Annotated in this window: 16 protein-coding genes; 12 read left to right on the forward strand and 4 right to left on the reverse strand. The window is 64.6% G+C overall.

Annotation, left to right across the window (positions count from 1 at the left end; genetic code table 11):
* Positions 1–455: 455 nt before the first annotated feature.
* Positions 456–1,574 carry a YeiH family putative sulfate export transporter gene (locus ACSQ89_RS37230; RefSeq protein WP_436297148.1) on the reverse strand — a complete coding sequence of 373 codons (1,119 nt, stop codon included), beginning with the start codon at positions 1,572–1,574 and terminating at the stop codon, positions 456–458.
* Between the two features lie 78 nt (positions 1,575–1,652).
* Between ACSQ89_RS37230 and ACSQ89_RS37235 the strand changes: the two genes are divergently transcribed.
* The 10 genes from ACSQ89_RS37235 to ACSQ89_RS37280 all read left to right on the forward strand — a co-directional run bounded on the left by ACSQ89_RS37235 (position 1,653) and on the right by ACSQ89_RS37280 (position 11,235).
* Positions 1,653–2,642, forward strand: a complete 990-nt coding sequence (locus tag ACSQ89_RS37235) for a LysR family transcriptional regulator (RefSeq protein ID WP_436297149.1) — start codon at positions 1,653–1,655, stop codon at positions 2,640–2,642.
* Between the two features lie 342 nt (positions 2,643–2,984).
* Positions 2,985–3,818, forward strand: a complete 834-nt coding sequence (locus ACSQ89_RS37240) for a GntR family transcriptional regulator (RefSeq protein WP_436297150.1) — start codon at positions 2,985–2,987, stop codon at positions 3,816–3,818.
* A 4-nt stretch (positions 3,819–3,822) separates the two neighbouring features.
* Entirely contained in the window at positions 3,823–4,794 is a 972-nt protein-coding gene (locus ACSQ89_RS37245; protein ID WP_436297151.1) for a Bug family tripartite tricarboxylate transporter substrate binding protein, read from the forward strand.
* Between the two features lie 5 nt (positions 4,795–4,799).
* Positions 4,800–6,029: an aconitase X gene (locus tag ACSQ89_RS37250; RefSeq protein WP_436297152.1), complete on the forward strand. Its 1,230-nt coding sequence runs from the start codon at positions 4,800–4,802 to the stop codon at positions 6,027–6,029.
* Positions 6,026–6,502 (forward strand): aconitase X swivel domain-containing protein, encoded by a 477-nt coding sequence (locus tag ACSQ89_RS37255; RefSeq protein ID WP_436297153.1) that lies wholly within the window; start codon positions 6,026–6,028, stop codon positions 6,500–6,502. The genes ACSQ89_RS37250 and ACSQ89_RS37255 overlap by 4 nt, the downstream gene beginning before the upstream one ends.
* Before the next feature lie 107 nt (positions 6,503–6,609).
* Complete coding sequence (locus tag ACSQ89_RS37260; RefSeq protein WP_436297154.1) at positions 6,610–8,112, forward strand: FAD-linked oxidase C-terminal domain-containing protein; 1,503 nt, start codon at positions 6,610–6,612, stop codon at positions 8,110–8,112.
* Positions 8,113–8,120: 8 nt separating this feature from the next.
* Positions 8,121–9,218 carry a glycolate oxidase subunit GlcE gene (gene glcE, locus ACSQ89_RS37265; RefSeq protein WP_436297289.1) on the forward strand — a complete coding sequence of 366 codons (1,098 nt, stop codon included), beginning with the start codon at positions 8,121–8,123 and terminating at the stop codon, positions 9,216–9,218.
* Between the two features lie 11 nt (positions 9,219–9,229).
* A complete protein-coding gene (glcF, locus tag ACSQ89_RS37270) occupies positions 9,230–10,474 on the forward strand; it encodes a glycolate oxidase subunit GlcF (RefSeq protein WP_436297155.1) in 1,245 nt (414 codons plus the stop codon).
* Between the two features lie 105 nt (positions 10,475–10,579).
* Complete coding sequence (locus ACSQ89_RS37275; RefSeq protein ID WP_436297156.1) at positions 10,580–10,936, forward strand: YidH family protein; 357 nt, start codon at positions 10,580–10,582, stop codon at positions 10,934–10,936.
* The gene (locus ACSQ89_RS37280; protein ID WP_436297157.1) at positions 10,933–11,235 is read left to right on the forward strand and encodes a DUF202 domain-containing protein; all 303 of its coding nucleotides are present in this window, start codon (positions 10,933–10,935) and stop codon (positions 11,233–11,235) included. Before ACSQ89_RS37275 ends, ACSQ89_RS37280 begins: the two co-directional genes overlap by 4 nt.
* Positions 11,236–11,460: 225 nt before the next feature.
* Here the strand turns inward: ACSQ89_RS37280 and ACSQ89_RS37285 are convergent, their stop codons facing one another.
* Positions 11,461–12,630, reverse strand: a complete 1,170-nt coding sequence (locus tag ACSQ89_RS37285) for a mandelate racemase/muconate lactonizing enzyme family protein (RefSeq protein WP_436297158.1) — start codon at positions 12,628–12,630, stop codon at positions 11,461–11,463.
* Here ACSQ89_RS37285 and ACSQ89_RS37290 point away from each other — a divergent pair.
* Entirely contained in the window at positions 12,629–13,414 is a 786-nt protein-coding gene (locus ACSQ89_RS37290; protein WP_436297159.1) for a GntR family transcriptional regulator, read from the forward strand. The two genes, ACSQ89_RS37285 and ACSQ89_RS37290, sit on opposite strands and share 2 nt — an antisense overlap.
* 9 nt (positions 13,415–13,423) lie before the next feature.
* On the opposite strand, the gene ACSQ89_RS37295 is transcribed toward ACSQ89_RS37290, so the two are convergent.
* Both ACSQ89_RS37295 and ACSQ89_RS37300 read right to left on the reverse strand, forming a co-directional pair.
* Positions 13,424–14,392 (reverse strand): Bug family tripartite tricarboxylate transporter substrate binding protein, encoded by a 969-nt coding sequence (locus tag ACSQ89_RS37295; RefSeq protein WP_436297160.1) that lies wholly within the window; start codon positions 14,390–14,392, stop codon positions 13,424–13,426.
* A gap of 56 nt (positions 14,393–14,448) precedes the next feature.
* Positions 14,449–15,393: a hydroxyacid dehydrogenase gene (locus tag ACSQ89_RS37300; RefSeq protein ID WP_436297161.1), complete on the reverse strand. Its 945-nt coding sequence runs from the start codon at positions 15,391–15,393 to the stop codon at positions 14,449–14,451.
* 129 nt (positions 15,394–15,522) lie between these two features.
* On the opposite strand from ACSQ89_RS37300, the gene ACSQ89_RS37305 reads away from it, so the two are divergent.
* The gene (locus ACSQ89_RS37305; RefSeq protein WP_436297162.1) at positions 15,523–15,891 is read left to right on the forward strand and encodes an SDR family NAD(P)-dependent oxidoreductase; all 369 of its coding nucleotides are present in this window, start codon (positions 15,523–15,525) and stop codon (positions 15,889–15,891) included.
* The last annotated feature ends 19 nt before the right edge of the window (positions 15,892–15,910 follow it).

Genomic DNA, 15,910 nt, shown 5'->3' on the forward strand with positions numbered 1-15,910 from the left:
CGGCGGTTGAGCCCAATGAGGTGTCCGTCGTCGAAGACATCACGAGTCTCTCCGTCCCGCCGGGCCGTCCGTTGGCCTATTTCAGGATGCGGGAACTGTCAAAGGAATAGTGTCGCATCGCTCAACTACTGTGTCGCATGTCATGCGACACCGATCCTTCAACTGGCTCGCAAAACGCGGCAAGGACTTACCCGGCTTTGGTGACGCGGGTCAGACGTGATTGCGACAGCATTTGTCCGCCCACCACGGGTTTGCGACACTAAAGGCGCCTCAGGCTCTTCGGCTACAACATGCTGACAATAAATTCGTAAAGATGCTTCGGATAGCCATGGGGCGACGGGTGGGACTGCGGGTCGCAACTGGGCTCCGGGAAGTGATGAAGAGAATCGGGCAGGCTTGCTGCGGTAGAGGGCGAATCGGCGTGGTTTATTCCATCGGGACGCAAATTCGACGCCTCACCCCAGCAGTGCCGGCACCCAGCGGTTGATCAGCGCGCCGCCGGCGACCAGCCAGGCAAACAGGATCAACGCCAGCAGCAGCGGCTTTGCACCGGCCTTGCGGATGGCACCCAGGTGCGTGGCCAGGCCGAGTGCGGCCATCGCCATCGCCAGCAGCGCGGTGTCGAGTTCGGTCGTGGCAGCGACGACCGAGGTGGGCAGCCAGCGCAGCGAGTTGAACAGCACCACGCCGACGAAGCCAAACGCGAACCAGGGCACGGCGAGCTTGCCTTTGCCGCCGGCTTGCCCCGGCTCGGGAGCTGCGTGCCGCATCGCATCGCGCGACAGCCAGGCCGACAGCATCACCAGGAAGGGTGCGAGCATCATCACCCGCACCATCTTCGCGATCACGGCGGTGTCGGCCGCGTCCGGCCCCACGGAGCGCGCCGCAGCCGCCACCTGGGCCACCTCGTGGATGGTCGAGCCGGCGTAGATGCCGAAGCCGTTGGCGCCGCCCGGGATCAGCCGCAAGTGCTGGTTCAGCTCGAACAGCAGCGGGTACAGGAAGATCGCCAGCGTGCCGAACACCACCACGGTGGCAACGGCGACCGCGACCTGCTCGGCACGTGCCTTGACCACCGGCTCAGCCGCCATCACTGCCGCGGCGCCGCAGATCGAGCTGCCGGCGCCGATCAGCATCGCGGTCTTGCGATCCATGCCCAGCCAACGGGTGCCGATCCAGCAGGCGAGCGCGAAGGTCGAGCTCAGGACCAGCGCATCGATCGCGACGCCGGCGATGCCGACATGGCCGATGTCCTGCACCGTCAGGCGCAGGCCGTAGAGCACCACGCCCAGACGGAGCAGGTTCTGCTTCGAGAAATTCACGCCCGCGTCGCTGGCCGCCGCGAAGCGCGGGTAGACAGTGTTGCCGACCAGCATGCCCAGCACGATGGCCAGCGTCAGCGCGCTGAAGCCATGGTCCTGCAACCAGGCGATGCGGCCCAGCGCCATGCCGGCAGCAGCCAGCGCAGCGCTGAGTGCCAGGCCGGGCAGCAGGCGGGGCCAGGTGTCACCACCGCGAGAAGGCGGCTTCGGCGACGTGCGCCCGACAGTGGTGGTCTGGACAGCGGTTGTCATGGCGGATCCGTTCGATGTGGCAATGAAGCGCAGTCTGGATCGCCTCGTTCGACCCGTCCAACGGGTTGTCTGCGTAAGATGTACCTGTTGAGTCGCTATAAACGGGAGAACCTTATGGATGTGCTCCGCCTGACGCTGCGGCAGCTTCAGATCTTCGTCGCCGTCGCGCAGAGCGGCAGCACGACGGCTGCGAGCACCGCGATCGCGCTGTCGCAGTCGGCCACCAGCGCAGCGGTCAACGAGCTCGAACGGCTGCTGTCCTTGCGCCTGTTCGACCGCACCGGCAAGCGGCTGCTGCTCAACGACAACGGCCGTGCGCTGCTGCCGCGCGCCCAGGCGCTGCTGCATGGCGCCAGCGGCGTCGAGCGCATGGCGCGTGATGGCAGTGCGCAATTGCAGGCGCTGCGCATCGGTGCCAGCACGACGATCGGCAACCATGTGCTGCCGGCCCTGCTGGCAGGATTTCTGGACGGCCACCAGCACGCCGCGGCGGACTGGCGCTCGAGTGTCGCCATCGGCAATACAGGCGACATCTGCGCCCGTGTCGCGGCCTTTGACCTCGACATCGGCCTGATTGAGGGCGCCTGCCACGAGCCGTCTCTGGAGGTGCACCCCTGGCTGCGCGACGAGATGGTCGTGGTGGCGGCGCCGGCGAAAGCACGCCGCAGCGATCCGGCGGAGCGGTGGCCCGTGAAGGCCTTGCGCGACGTGGTCTGGTTGCTGCGCGAGCCGGGCTCTGGAACGCGCGAGGCGACCGACCAGGCGCTGCTGCCCCACCTGCGCTCCTACCGTCGCAGCATCGAGCTGGGCAGCTCCGAGGCCATCAAGCATGCCGCGGCCGCCGGGCTCGGCGTGGCCTGCCTGTCACGCTGGGTGGTGGACGATCTGGTTCGGGCCGGATACCTGCGCAAACTCGCGACGACCCTGCCTGCCATCACCCGCCAATGTCATTGGGTCGTTCACAGAGAAAAGCAGATCACGCCGGCTTTGCGCCGACTTGTTGGGCAGCTTCCTGATGCTGGAAGTCGAGTTCTCAGATGGGACGCGTCTCTTCGTGGACTGTCGTGACGGTGGACAAAACTCGTAGTAAAGCAGCCCCTTTCGGCTTTGAGTGTTGTCCTATGAATGAATAAAGTCGTAAGAGCGCCACTGCATGTTTCGCGGCGCTGCCGCCGCAACTGCATCAGCTCCCTCCAATGACTCAACGCCTCCAATAGCCTAGGCGCGCGACCGCGGTCGCTCTGAGGTCGGGAACGACCCAGATCGAACTTGATCCTGCCTCTGCGCAGCACAACGGCCACGGCTTGCATCTGCTGGATAACCACTACTAAATTTCTCTTGCGTAGCGGCCAGAGTCGAACTAGAGTAATACATCTTAGGATAACCTAGTACAACACAAGATAACTCACCATGCGAAAGTCAAAGGCGCCAAGTCGGCCGCTCATCGACGCGGCGAGCTCTGAGCCGCTCTATCTGCAGATAGCACATCGACTTGCTCAAGACATTACGAGCGGGCGGCTTGCGCAGGGGGCGAGGGTACCGAGCGAAGCGGAGCTCATGGAAAGCTACAACGTTAGCCGCGTCACCGTCCGTCAAGCCATCCAACTGCTGACGCGCAATGGACAAGTCGTGCCGAGGCGAGGAAAGGGGACCTACGTGGCCCGCTCCGAGTTCCAGCACGATCTGAGCACGCTTCAGGGTTTTCAGGACGCTTTGCGGAACCAAGGCGTCGATCCAGAGACCACGTTGCTCGAGTTTTCTGTTTCGGCGGGCCGTGTCGATCCGACGCTTCCCCAGGGACTCGATTTGCCGGTGAGGTTGCGGCGACTCTACTGCGTGGATGGTGCTCCCTTCGCAGTCGTCGAAGGATACCTGCCCGGCTCGGCCGCTCAACTTGGAGAGCAGCGTGCTCGGCACCTCTCGGTCTACGACATCCTGCAGCAATTCTTAGGGCTTCGAATCGCGCGGGCGGATGTCGAAATACGCTGCGCGCAACCGAGCCCCCAGGTAGCGCGCGAACTTGGACTCTCTAGTAGCGCGAACGTACTGGTGATGCAGCGGACCTCGTTCACGCTGCCTGGCGTGGCTTGCGAGTACGTGCGAATCCATATCGTTCCTGAGCGCTACAAATTCAAGCTGAGCCTGCCCGGCCCCCTGGAGATCGTTCGATCGCTGGTGCCGACACAGGATGCACGCCTGCGCCCCAATGACCGCGCAACTTCATCTGCTAACGACAGGAGGTAGCTCTGTGGCCCAGTTCACGTTCAATCGTCGTCTGTTCATCGGCGCAAGCATCGGCTCGCTCCTGGTTGGAAGAAGCTTCGCCCAGCAATACCCTTCGAAGCCGATTCGTCTCGTCGTGCCTTTTCCGGCTGGTGGGCCGACCGACATCGTCGCGCGGCCCATCGCGCAGCTTCTCGGGAGCGCCTTGGGACAACAGGTCTTCGTGGACAACCGCGGTGGTGCTGGCGGCGTGATTGGCGCGGACGCGATAGCAAAGGCGCCGCCGGATGGCTATGCACTTCTGATGGGGACAGTTGGCACGAGCGCCATCAACGCCTCGCTTTACAAGAAGCTGCCGCACGACCCAGTCAGAGATTTCACGCCCGTCGCGACAGTCGCAAGCGCGCCGGTCGGAATCGCTGTCCATCCGCGAGCGGGCTTCGCCTCGCTCAGTGCTCTGGTTGCGACGGCAAAGGAAAAGCCCGACTCGATTCAATTCGGTTCCGCTGGCAACGGTACGCCAGGACATCTCGCCGGCGCCATGTTCTGTGATGCCGCCGGCATCAAGATGCAGCACATCCCGTACAAGGGGAGCGCGCCAGCGATTACGGACCTGCTGGGCGGGCAGATCACGGTCATGTTCGATCCTCTGCAGTCGATACTGCCGCACGTGCAGGCCGGAAAGCTGAAGGTGCTGGCCGTCACGAGCTCCCGACGTTCCTCGTTGCTCCCGGACGTGCCCACCGTGGCCGAGTCCGGCTGGGCCAACTTCGAGACCACCGCCTGGTGGGCGGTGTTCGGACCCGCTCATCTTCCGCCTGACATATCCAAACGCCTGGCAAGAGAACTCGATCAGATTGTGCGATCGGCCGAGTACCGCCAGCGCCTTGGCAACGTTGGCGTTCAGCCGTTGAGCGTGCCGCTCGACGAGTTCCAGAAGTCAGAAACCGCCAAATGGGGCGCCGCTGTGCGCAACGCGGGCATCACCCTCGAGTAAATATCATGATCCTCAACGATGAAGAGCAAGCAATGTTGAACGGCGACGCCGGGTTTGTCGTGCAAACCGCAATCAGGCATCAGATCGCCGTGGGTGATTTTTTTGGCGCTAAGGATTTTGTGCGAGTGAGCCAGGCGCACATCATGGCGGACACCGAAAGTCTGGGGCAGGCCGGTGTGCAATGGTTGGAGCGACTCGCCGATGCGGAGGAAGGCGGTGTCCGCATCCCGACCATCACTGATCCTCGCGGCACCGACTTCAGCAAGGCCAGCAATCTCGGTCAGGCCGATTGGATGCTTGAACTTGAGCGTCGTGCGATCGCAGCTTTCGAGAGACTCGGTGTCAGCATGACCGACACCTGCATCAATTATCAAACCGTGCTCGCTGCCACGCGTGGGGAGCACGTGGCATTCGGCGACACGGGCGTCGTTATCTATTCCAACTCTGTCGGGGGCGCTCGCTCCAACTTTGAAGGCGGCCCCTCCGCCTTGTCCGCAGGTTTGACAGGACGTACACCGCGCTACGGCTATCACCTTGACGCGCACCGCCAAGCGACCGTGCGGATCCAAGTCGACTGGACGCCTAGGGAGCTGAGCGACTGGGGCGCGTTGGGCGGCGTCATAGGTCGCCTCGCCGGAAACTACTGGGCAGTGCCGGTGGTCGAGGGGCTGGCCGGCGCCCCCACATCCGATGAGTTGAAGCATTTCGGTGCAGCCATGGCGAGCTTTGGTTCCACGGCGCTGGTCCACTTGGTAGGGATTACGCCGGAGGCTTACACGCTCAAGGATGTCGGCGGCGATCGTCTTCCAGTTGCACACCGTATCGGAGAGGCCGACATCAAGGCGCTGAGAAGCAGCTACGCGACAGAGAAGAGTGTCGACGTGGTCGTGTTTTCGGCGCCGCAGTTGAGCCTGTACGAGTTGAGGCAACTGTCTGGACTCTGCGAGGGTAGAACGTTCCGCCGCCCTCTGCTCGCGGTTACGAGCCCGCAGGTCAAACCTGATTGCGACCGCTTTGGCTACACCAAGTTGATCGAGGCAGCGGGCGGGACGGTGCTGTCGGGGATGTGTTTCTATCAGTCATATGCCCGTGAAATCAGTGAAGCCAAGGGATGGAAGCGCTTGGCGACGAACAGTGCGAAGCTGGTCAATATCTTGGGAGGCTATGGCTATACGCCTATGTTGGCAACGATGCAGGAATGCGTGAGTGCCGCTGTATCTGGAGAACTGCAATGATCGAATTTGTCGCCCGCCATGCGATGGGTGCGAAGGTATCTGGCGTCGCCTTGGTGGCCCATGATGGTCTGTCGGCGCGCTATGACTTGAACCGGTTGACTGGCGTGTTCTCTCGTCCGACCCACAAGTTGGTCGGGCTGTCCTATGTTGACCGAATCCTGATCCTCGATACCGCAAAGGGCGGCGTCGCCTCGGCTTGGATGCTGCACGAGATGAAGTCGCGGAATATGGTTCCCAAAGCGATCATCTTCAACACCGTCAACACGATCTTGGCGCAGGGCGCCGCGCTGGGAGGCATCACGATGCTGGCAGGATTCGATGTGGACGTGACGGCGCAGATTCCGCATGGTTCCACGGTAGAAGTGGATCCTGGAACTCGCACGCTGCGTGTTCTCAGCGCTGGGAGCGGGACGGTGGCTCTTGCGGAGGTCGATCATCGACCCAATCCCGTCGTGCACATGCACGAGCGCTGATCGGCTGGTGACTCCTTGCTTCATAGAGATCGAACTTTCCCGGTGGCTTCATTTGCCCAAGGTATCGCCCTCCCCTCCGGGAGTGCTCCCCGGGTAGCGGAGATGATGTGATCGCGGTGGACTCGCTCGATCGAGCCGTTCCGGCGAATCTGACCGAACGCCAGTCGCAGGTGGTGCGCGCGCTGCAGGCCCACCTGCCGGCGCACGCGCTGATCTGGAACGCCGAGGACACCACGCCCTACGAGTGCGATGGCCTCACCGCCTATCGCCAGCGCCCGCTGGCCGTGGCCTTGCCGGAGACCGAGGCGCAGGTTGCGGCCGTGCTCAAGACCTGCCACGCGCTCGGCGTGCCGGTCGTGGCGCGCGGCGCGGGCACCGGGCTCTCGGGCGGTGCGATGCCCAACGCCGTCGGCGTCACGCTCTCGCTGGCCAAGTTCAACAACATCCTGAAGATCGATCCTGTCAGCCGCACCGCGGTGGTCCAGTGCGGGGTGCGCAACCTCGCGATCAGCGAGGCGGCCGCGCCTTTCAACCTCTACTACGCGCCCGACCCCTCGAGCCAGATCGCCTGCACCATCGGCGGCAACGTGGCCGAGAACTCGGGCGGGGTGCACTGCCTCAAGTACGGCCTCACGCTGCACAACGTGCTGCGCGTGCGCGGCTTCACCGCCGAAGGTGAGGCGATCGAGTTCGGCAGCGAGGCACTCGACTGCGCGGGCCTGGACCTGCTCGCGCTCGTGATCGGCAGCGAAGGCATGCTGGCCGTGACCACCGAGGTCACCGTCAAGCTGGTGCCCAAGCCGCGGCTCGCGCGCTGCATCATGGCCAGCTTCGACGACGTGCGCAAAGCCGGCGATGCGGTGGCGGCCGTGATCGCGGCCGGCATCATCCCAGCCGGCCTCGAGATGATGGACAAGCCGATGACGGCCGCCGTCGAGGACTTCGTGCGCGCCGGCTACGACCTCGAAGCCGAAGCCATCCTGCTGTGCGAATCCGACGGCACGCCCGAAGAGGTCGAAGAAGAGATCGGTCGCATGAGCGCCGTGCTGTGCGATTGTGGCGCCACCGCGCTCTCGGTGAGCCGCGACGAGGACGAGCGCCTGAAGTTCTGGAGCGGCCGCAAGAACGCCTTCCCGGCCTCGGGCCGCATCAGCCCCGACTACATGTGCCTCGACTCGACCATCCCGCGCAAGCGCCTGGCCGACATCCTGCTCGCGATCCAGCAGATGGAGAAGAAGTACAACCTGCGCTGCTGCAACGTGTTCCATGCCGGCGACGGCAACCTGCATCCGCTGGTGCTCTTCGATGCCAACGACCCCGACGAGCTGCACCGCTGCGAGCTCTTCGGGGCCGACATCCTGGAGACCAGCGTCGCGATGGGCGGCACGGTGTCGGGCGAGCACGGCGTGGGCGTAGAGAAGCTCAACAGCATGTGCGTGCAGTTCACGGCCGAGGAGAACGAGCAGATGTTCGGCGTCAAGCGCGCCTTCGATCCGGCAGGTCTGCTGAACCCCGGCAAGGCCATTCCCACACTGCAGCGCTGCGCCGAGTACGGCAAGCAGGTGTTCCGCGGCGGACAGATGTCGCATCCCGATCTGCCGAGGTTCTAATGGACCGACTGGATCCAGCCCTCAGCCAGATCATCGAGCGCGTCCGCACTGCCGGCGCCGATGCCACGCTGCTGCGCATCCGCGGCGGCGGCACCAAGGACTTCTATGGCGAGCCGCCGCAGGGCGAGCCGCTTTCCACCGCCGCGCTCTCGGGCATCACGAGCTACGAGCCGAGCGAACTGGTCGTCACCGTGCGCGCCGGCACACCGCTGGCGCAGCTCGAAGCCCTGCTGGCCGAACAGGGCCAGTGCCTGCCATTCGAGCCGCCGCATTTCGATGAAGGCGCAACGGTCGGTGGCATGGTCGCGGCGGGCCTGAGCGGCCCGGCGCGGGCCAGCGTCGGTGCGGTGCGCGACTATGTGCTGGGCGCCACCTTGATCAACGGCCGCGGCGAAGTGCTCAGCTTCGGCGGCCAGGTCATGAAGAACGTCGCCGGCTACGACGTCTCGCGCGTGCTGGCCGGCTCGCTGGGCGTGCTGGGGGTCATCGCCGAAACCAGCCTCAAGGTGCTGCCGCTGTCGCCCGCCGAGGCCACCCTGGCATTCGAATGCAACCAGGCCGATGCGCTGCGCCTGCTCAACGGCTGGGGCGGCCAGCCGCTGCCGCTCAACGCGAGCCGCTGGCTCGAAGAGGGCGGTGCAGGCCGCCTCTGGCTGCGATTGCGCGGCGCGGTGGCGGCGGTGGCGGCCGCCTGTGCCCACCTCGGCGGAGAGCGGCAAGACCCCGCGCAAGCCCCGGCCGAATGGCAGGCTGCGCGCGATCAACGCCTGCGATGGTTTGGCGCGCGCGCCGCGCGCGATCTGTGGCGCCTGTCGGTGCCGCAGGCCGCACCGGTTCTGGCGCTCGAGGGCTCGCCCCTGATCGAATGGCATGGCGCACAGCGCTGGTATCTGGCGTCGCCCGACGAGGGCCCGAAACTGCGCGCGGCAGCCCGCGCGGTCGGCGGGCATGCGACGCTGTTCATGCCCTCGGCCGAGCGTGGCCATCGCGTGCTCGGCCGCTTCGACGCGCTGAGCCCGCCGCTCGCGCGCATCCACCGTGCGCTGATGCGCGAGTTCGACCCTCATGCCGTCTTCGATCGCGCACGGCTCTATCCTGCGGACTGACGCCTAGCCCCATGCAAACCGAACTCGCTCCCGAATTCCAGGGCACCGCCGACGGCCGCGAGGCCGAGGCGATCCTGCGCAAGTGCGTGCACTGCGGCTTCTGCACCGCCACATGCCCGACCTACCAGCTGCTCGGCGACGAGCTCGACGGCCCGCGCGGACGCATCTACCTGATCAAGCAGGTGCTCGAAGGCAAAGCGCCGACGCGCAGCACGCAGCTGCATCTGGACCGCTGCCTCACCTGCCGCAACTGCGAAAGCACCTGCCCGAGCGGCGTGCAATACGGCCACCTGGTCGACATCGGCCGCAAGATCGTCGACGAGAAGGTGCCGCGTCCGGCCATGGAAAGCGCGCTGCGCTGGACCTTGAAGGAGGCGCTGCCTTCGCCGCTCTTCGGCCCCGCGATGAAGCTCGGCCAGTCGGTGCGCGGCCTGCTGCCGGCCAAGCTCCGGGCCAAGGTGCCGGCGCCTCAACCGGCGGGCGTTTGGCCCATGCGCACGCATGCGCGCAAGATGCTGATGCTGGCCGGCTGCGTGCAGCCCTCGATGGCGCCCAACATCAACAGCGCCACGGCGCGCGTGCTCGACGCGGCCGGCATCGAGGCCGTGATCGCGCCCACCGCGGGCTGCTGCGGTGCGGTGAAGTTCCATCTCAACGACCACGACGGCGGCAAGGCCCAGATGCGCGCCAATATCGATGCCTGGTGGCCCTACGTCGAAGGCGGCGTGGTGGAGGCGATCGTGATGAACGCCTCGGGCTGCGGCGTCACCGTGCGCGAGTACGGCCACATCCTGCGCGAGGACCTGGCCTATGCGGCGAAGGCCGAACGCGTCAGCGCGCTCACGCGCGACCTGAGCGAGCTCTTGCCCGAACTCGTGCCGCTGTTGAAAGAGCGCGTCAACGCGCCGTCCGGCGTCGTCGCCTACCACCCGCCATGCACGCTCCAGCATGGACAGAAGCTGCGCGGCGGCGTCGAAGCGAACCTGCGCGCACTGGGCTTCGACGTGCAGATCGCGATGAACGAATCGCACCTGTGCTGCGGCTCGGCCGGCACCTACTCGGTACTGCAGCCCGAATTGGCCTACCCGCTGCGCGACCGCAAGCTTGGCCACCTGAACCAGTTGAAACCCGAGACCATCGTCTCGGCCAACATCGGCTGCATCACGCATCTGCAAAGCGGCAGCGAGATCCCGGTGCGGCACTGGGTGGAACTGCTCGACGAGGCGCTGCGCGACAGCAGTTCCATTCAAGTTTGACCCGCCTCATGAAGGTCGCCTTCGTCAACTGCGCCAGCCTTCGGTCACCCTCCGGCTTGGAAGACCGCACGCCTCCATATTGAAGCCGAATCCCGTGAGAAACGTATGCGACGAGCCCCATGGCAAACCGAAGGACATGAGCCTGACTACAGGTTCTCCCTGGCGAACGAGCGGACCTTTCTCGCCTGGATGCGCACCGCGCTGGCACTCTTGGCGGGCGCGGTGCTGTTCGATCAAGTGGCGACTCGTGTTCCAGATCAAACCTACGTTCCGGCGCTCGCCGTCGCCGCAAGCATCGTTTCCTCGGGAATGTGTGTTCTGGCATTTCGTCGCTGGAAAGCCAATGAGATCGCGATGCGTCATGATCGACCGCTTCCGTCTTCGATTTTCCTCGCTGTGATCGCATTCGTGTTCATGATCGCAGCAGCGATAGTCGCGATCATTCTCGCAAGGCACCTATGAGAGATCCGGGGCTCCAACCAGAACGAACGGTGCTGGCCTGGGGCAGGACTGCGCTCTCGGTTTTGGTGAATGCAGCGCTTTACCTGCGGCTGGGTTTGGAGGGGCACCGATGGGGGCTCACGCTGAGCGGCGTCTTCTTGCTCTTGGGCGCCTGCTTGCTGCGGTGGATTGCATTGCGGCGCAGGAACGAACTGGACGCGGGGGGCGTCGCGACGGCACCCTCCAGCGGATTGATGTCCGTCACCGTCTGTTTGGTACTCGTGAGCGCGGCGAGCGCCTTCGCCGTCGTTTGGCGATGATGGGCGCCATTCGCCATCACAGCAATGGCGCACGTCCACTGGCTCCTGAAATGGCGACTCTGCAGCGGCAGCCGGGACCTGCAAGCGCAAGTTGGCGCGCAGGCTGCGCCGGGTGTGCTGGGCAAGAGTCCACTCTTCCACGTGCAGGTCGTGGTGTGGAGCGCGGTCCATCTGCTCAAGACCAGGGAAAAGGTCGGACCTGCCCTGGGCGCGCCAGAACAGCTCTTAGATTCCAACCTCCGACACCGGAAGTAAATACGCCTGGCACGCTTCCATGCTGGGCTCGACGCCCAGCCCCGGCCGGTCGCCCAGGACGACAGCGCCGTCCTCGAGCACGAACTGCGGTGCGGCCAGCAAGTCGCGCAGCGGGTTGGGATTGGCATCCACCTCCACATAGCCGGGGCCCCCAACGGCGGCCTTCAGATGGAAGGACGCTGTCAGGCCGATGCCGGCACCGAGCCAATGCGGGCAGAAGTGCTTGCCGCTTTGCAGCGTAGCGCGGCCTACTTCGAGGCAGCCACTGAAGCCACCCCATTTGCCGATATCGGGCTGGAGGATGGACATGCCTTCTGCCACGATGAATCTCTCGAACTGCGGCAGGCCTGCGAGGTTTTCCCCGCCTGCGAGCCGCAGTGGCTGCGCGGAGGCCAGTTCGCTCCACTGGGCTGGCGCGGAGTCCGCAGTAATCGGCTCTTCCAGCCATGCCAGGTTGTGCTTCGCCATTCGCCGCCCGGCCTCGACGGCCTGCTCCATGTCCCACGCCTGGTTGGCGTCGACCATGAAAGGCGCGTCGTCCCCGATCACCTCACGCACCGCGCGCAAGTTCGCGTCGTCACGCGCGTGGCCGAAGCCGACCTTGAGCTTGAAGGCGCGGAAGCCCTCCTTGAGTTTCGCCGCCGCGAGCTTCTCAGGATTTGTGGGATTCAGGCCGGACGCATAGACAGGGACGGGCTTAGGTCGGTCCGCATCGTCGGCAGATAGCAGCTTCCAGAGAGGCATGCCGGCACGGCGCGCCACCATGTCCCACACCGCGACGTCCAGCCCCGCGACGATTTGTTGCAGCGGCCCTGGCTCACCCGTCTGGATCGCCAGCACGGCGAGCTTGGCGCTCAGCGCAGCAAAACAGGCTTGCGGGTTTTCCCATTCCTGCCCGTACATCAGCGGCCGCAGGTAGGCCAGCGCCAAGCGTGCACGGTGCTCGGCTCCGACAGTCGGAAAGTTGCACCAAATCTCTCCCCAGCCATGAATGCCCTCGGCACTGGTCACGCGCAGCAGCACCGCGGGCCGTTGGCGCATGATGCCGAACGAGGTCTGCACCGGTGGATCGGCCGGCGCGCGAAATAGGAAAACATCGAGCTCCCGGACCGAGAATGTGGATTGAATTCGAGAAATCATGACCATCTTGCCTTTTCAGAAAAATGAAACGCGACCCGACGGGCACGCTGCGATGAAGGGCTCGATTCGCCCCTCCGTCCGCAGCGGCACCGCGCCCAAATACGGCGTCGTCGCCGACACGCTGCGCCAGCGCATACGCCGCGGCACATGGCCTCCGGGCACCCGCGTCCCTTCCCTGCATTTACTGGCGGAAGAGTTCGGCGTGGCTCGCCTCACTGCGCGACAGGCCGTGCAGGTGCTTGTGCAGGAGGGGCTTCTGTCCGCACGGCAGGGGCAGGGCACCTTCGTGACCGACCTGCAGCCGTCGATCAAGAACATCAAGGTGCAGACGACCCTGCAGGCGCTCAGCGCGATGTACGTGGAGACGCCACCGGACATCCGCACCATCACCGAAACCGTTGGCCCTCTGCCGCCACACAAGGCGCAAGATGACACGCCGTACGTCCGCTTGCGGCGGGTCCACTCGGACAACAATGTGGCGTACTGCGTCATCACCGTTCACATCGACGCGGCGGTGTTTGCACGGGCGCCCAAGCGCTTTCGAAAGCAAGCGGCGATCCCGGTGCTGCTGTCACTCGACGGCATCAGCATTGCCCGAGCGCATCAGACGCTCACCGTGGGCACCGCCGACGCCGAGGTCGCTGCTTTGCTGGCGATACCCGTCAACGCCCCGGTCGCGTTCGTCGAACGAACCTTCGAGAATTCCGGCGGACACATCGTTTACTTCGCTGAGGTGATCTACCGGGGCGAGGCGGTTCGACTCGACATCGAGCTGACTGTCTGAGACGACCGACTACTGTTCGATTTTTGCGGCCTGCACGACCTTGCGGAACTTCTCGCGCTCGGATTTCACGAAGCTTTCGAATTCCGCCGTCGGCATGCCGCTCGGATCGGCACCCTGTTTGCTGAGGGTGTCACGCACTTCAGGCATGGCCAGCACCTCCGAGATGTCGCGCTGGATCTGCTGGACGACTGCATCGGGTGTCTTTGCCGGCACAAACACACCGAACCACTGGATCAGCTCGAACTTTTCGAGGCCCGGCGTCTGCGCGATGGGCGGGATCTGCGGCGCAGCAGCGGCCGCAGCCTTGGACGACACGCCCAGCGCGCGCAGCTTGCCGGCCCGGACCTGCTGCAACGCGGTCGGCAGGCCGGCGAAGCCAATCTCCACCTGGCCGCCCATCAGGTCAGTCATGGCCTGCGCAACACCCCTAAAGGGCACGTGCAGCAGAGACACGCCCGCGAGCTGCTCTACCAGAACGCCGGCGAGATGCTGGGGTGTGCCTGGCCCGGAGGAGGCGTAGCTAACCATCCCCGGATTCTGGCGCGCGTAGTTGAGCAGCCCTGCCATGTCCTTGTAGCGCTTTGATGGCTCCGTGACCAGCGCAAACGGCAGTTTCACCAGGAGGGTGACTGGCTTCAGATCGCGCTCGGGATCGTAGGCCATCTTCTTCATGAAGTGCTGGTTGATGACCACCTCGGCTGTCGCCGACATAAGGATGGTGGTCCCATCCGGTATGGCCTTGGCCACCACATTGGCGCCGATGGTGCCGCTGGCGCCGGCGCGGTTGTCCACCAACACCGGCTGCTTCCAGCGATCTGCCAACTTTTGCGATACCAGGCGAGCGACCGGATCTACGCCGCCGCCCGCCACGTACGGAACGATCACAGTCACCGGCTTTGCAGGCCAGGACTGCGCAAAAACTGGTGCGCTTGCCGCGGCCATCAGAACCAAAGATGCGGCTATTCCAAAAATGTTCATGGGGCTTGTCTCCTTTTGTGCATTGGTAATAGCCACTAGGTGTTGCGGCTGTGCTTTCAAACTGCCGCCAATGCCTCGGCGACCCGCTCGGCAATGTTCATGGCGACACGCAGATTGGATTCCTTGGTCAGCCCCGCCACATGCGGAGTGAGGATGAGGTTGGGGCAGCCGCGCCACGGGTTGTCTGCCCCGACGGGCTCGCAGTCGAATACATCGATCGCCGCACCCCCCAAGTGACCAGCACGCAGGGCATTGGCCAGCGCTCTTTCATCGACAATGCCGCCACGCGCCGTATTAATGAGGATGGCGCCGCGCTTCATGCGCGCAAGTTCGGCCGCATCCAGCATGCCTCTCGTGTGCTCGGTAAGCGGCACGTGCAGAGTGACGGCATCGGCCGTCTCCAGCAATTCCTCCAAGCTACTGGCAGGCCTGCACGGCATGCCAGCAACGGCGGCAATGGCAGGTGTACCCCGCTCGAAATAAACGATCTGCATCCCCGCGGCCATTGCCAGTTGCGCGGTGCGCTGGCCGATGGAGCCGAATCCGATCACCCCCAGCGTCTTGCCCGCGATCTCCGTGCCATTGATGAATGCCTGCCGCGGCCAAAGGCCATCCGCCACTGCAGCCGACGTTTGATAGATTCCTCGCAACAACAGCATGGTGCTGCACAGCACGTATTCGGCCACCGACCGCGCGTTCGCGCCGGCAGCGGGGATGACGGAAATGCCGCGGGCCTCGCACGCGGCGACATCGATATTGTCCAGACCCACGCCAAGGCGCCCCACGACGCGTAAGGCGGGGAACGCAGTCAGCAGCTCCGGATTCACCTGCGTGCGATTGCGCACGATCAACGCGTCGGCATCGCGTGTCTCGGTCAGCAACCGGGGCAGGTCATCTACCAGCTCGGGCGCGTAGAACACATCGTGGCACTCACGCAGTAGATCGACCGCCGGCTTGTCCATCCATTCGGTAACAACGATCCGCGGGGAGCTTGCAGGCATCATAATGTCCATAGGTATGTATCTATGTACCTATTGTAGAGCTGATCGTCGCTCTCCGGATGTATCCATGCCTAGGCTCTTTGCAAGTTTCCTTTAATTGACCAAACAACCCATCCAAGGAACCCATTCATGTCCGATCGACCCACATTGAGAATCGCACTCGTGACCGGAGCCGGCAGCGGCATCGGACGCGCAGTTGCCCAAGGCCTGCTGCAGGATGGCTTGCGGGTGGCGGCGACCCTGAGCAGCAACGACGGCGACGTCGTGCGGCAGTGGGCGCTGAAGGGCAAGGGCCTGATCATGCGCTCGGAATGGGACATCGCCGAGAGCCTGGCCTCTGGGCATCTGGTTCGGGTACTGGAGGACTGGAGCCTGCCGGCCGCCGACGTGGTGGCGCTGGTGGCGCAGCGTCTTGGCATGTCCGCCAGGGTGAAGCTCTTCCTGTCGTTCCTGCAGGAGCGCTTCAAGCCTGCACCACCATGGCGGCCACGGAAGTGAGTGTGCCGCGGGCAAGTAA

It is taken from the genome of Variovorax sp. LjRoot175 (genome assembly GCF_964253805.1).
In the GTDB taxonomy this organism is placed as follows: Bacteria; Pseudomonadota; Gammaproteobacteria; order Burkholderiales; family Burkholderiaceae_C; genus Variovorax.

Excerpts from the sequence above, each read along its gene's own strand:
- ACSQ89_RS37230 (WP_436297148.1), bottom strand. The coding sequence starts at position 1,574 with ATGACAACCGCTGTCCAGACCACCACTGTCGGGCGCACGTCGCCGAAG.
- ACSQ89_RS37235 (WP_436297149.1), top strand. The coding sequence starts at position 1,653 with ATGTACCTGTTGAGTCGCTATAAACGGGAGAACCTTATGGATGTGCTC.
- ACSQ89_RS37240 (WP_436297150.1), top strand. The coding sequence starts at position 2,985 with ATGCGAAAGTCAAAGGCGCCAAGTCGGCCGCTCATCGACGCGGCGAGC.
- ACSQ89_RS37250 (WP_436297152.1), top strand. The coding sequence starts at position 4,800 with ATGATCCTCAACGATGAAGAGCAAGCAATGTTGAACGGCGACGCCGGG.
- ACSQ89_RS37255 (WP_436297153.1), top strand. The coding sequence starts at position 6,026 with ATGATCGAATTTGTCGCCCGCCATGCGATGGGTGCGAAGGTATCTGGC.
- glcF (WP_436297155.1), top strand. The coding sequence starts at position 9,230 with ATGCAAACCGAACTCGCTCCCGAATTCCAGGGCACCGCCGACGGCCGC.
- ACSQ89_RS37275 (WP_436297156.1), top strand. The coding sequence starts at position 10,580 with ATGCGACGAGCCCCATGGCAAACCGAAGGACATGAGCCTGACTACAGG.
- ACSQ89_RS37280 (WP_436297157.1), top strand. The coding sequence starts at position 10,933 with ATGAGAGATCCGGGGCTCCAACCAGAACGAACGGTGCTGGCCTGGGGC.
- ACSQ89_RS37290 (WP_436297159.1), top strand. The coding sequence starts at position 12,629 with ATGACCATCTTGCCTTTTCAGAAAAATGAAACGCGACCCGACGGGCAC.
- ACSQ89_RS37285 (WP_436297158.1), bottom strand. The coding sequence starts at position 12,630 with ATGATTTCTCGAATTCAATCCACATTCTCGGTCCGGGAGCTCGATGTT.
- ACSQ89_RS37295 (WP_436297160.1), bottom strand. The coding sequence starts at position 14,392 with ATGAACATTTTTGGAATAGCCGCATCTTTGGTTCTGATGGCCGCGGCA.
- ACSQ89_RS37300 (WP_436297161.1), bottom strand. The coding sequence starts at position 15,393 with ATGCCTGCAAGCTCCCCGCGGATCGTTGTTACCGAATGGATGGACAAG.
- ACSQ89_RS37305 (WP_436297162.1), top strand. The coding sequence starts at position 15,523 with ATGTCCGATCGACCCACATTGAGAATCGCACTCGTGACCGGAGCCGGC.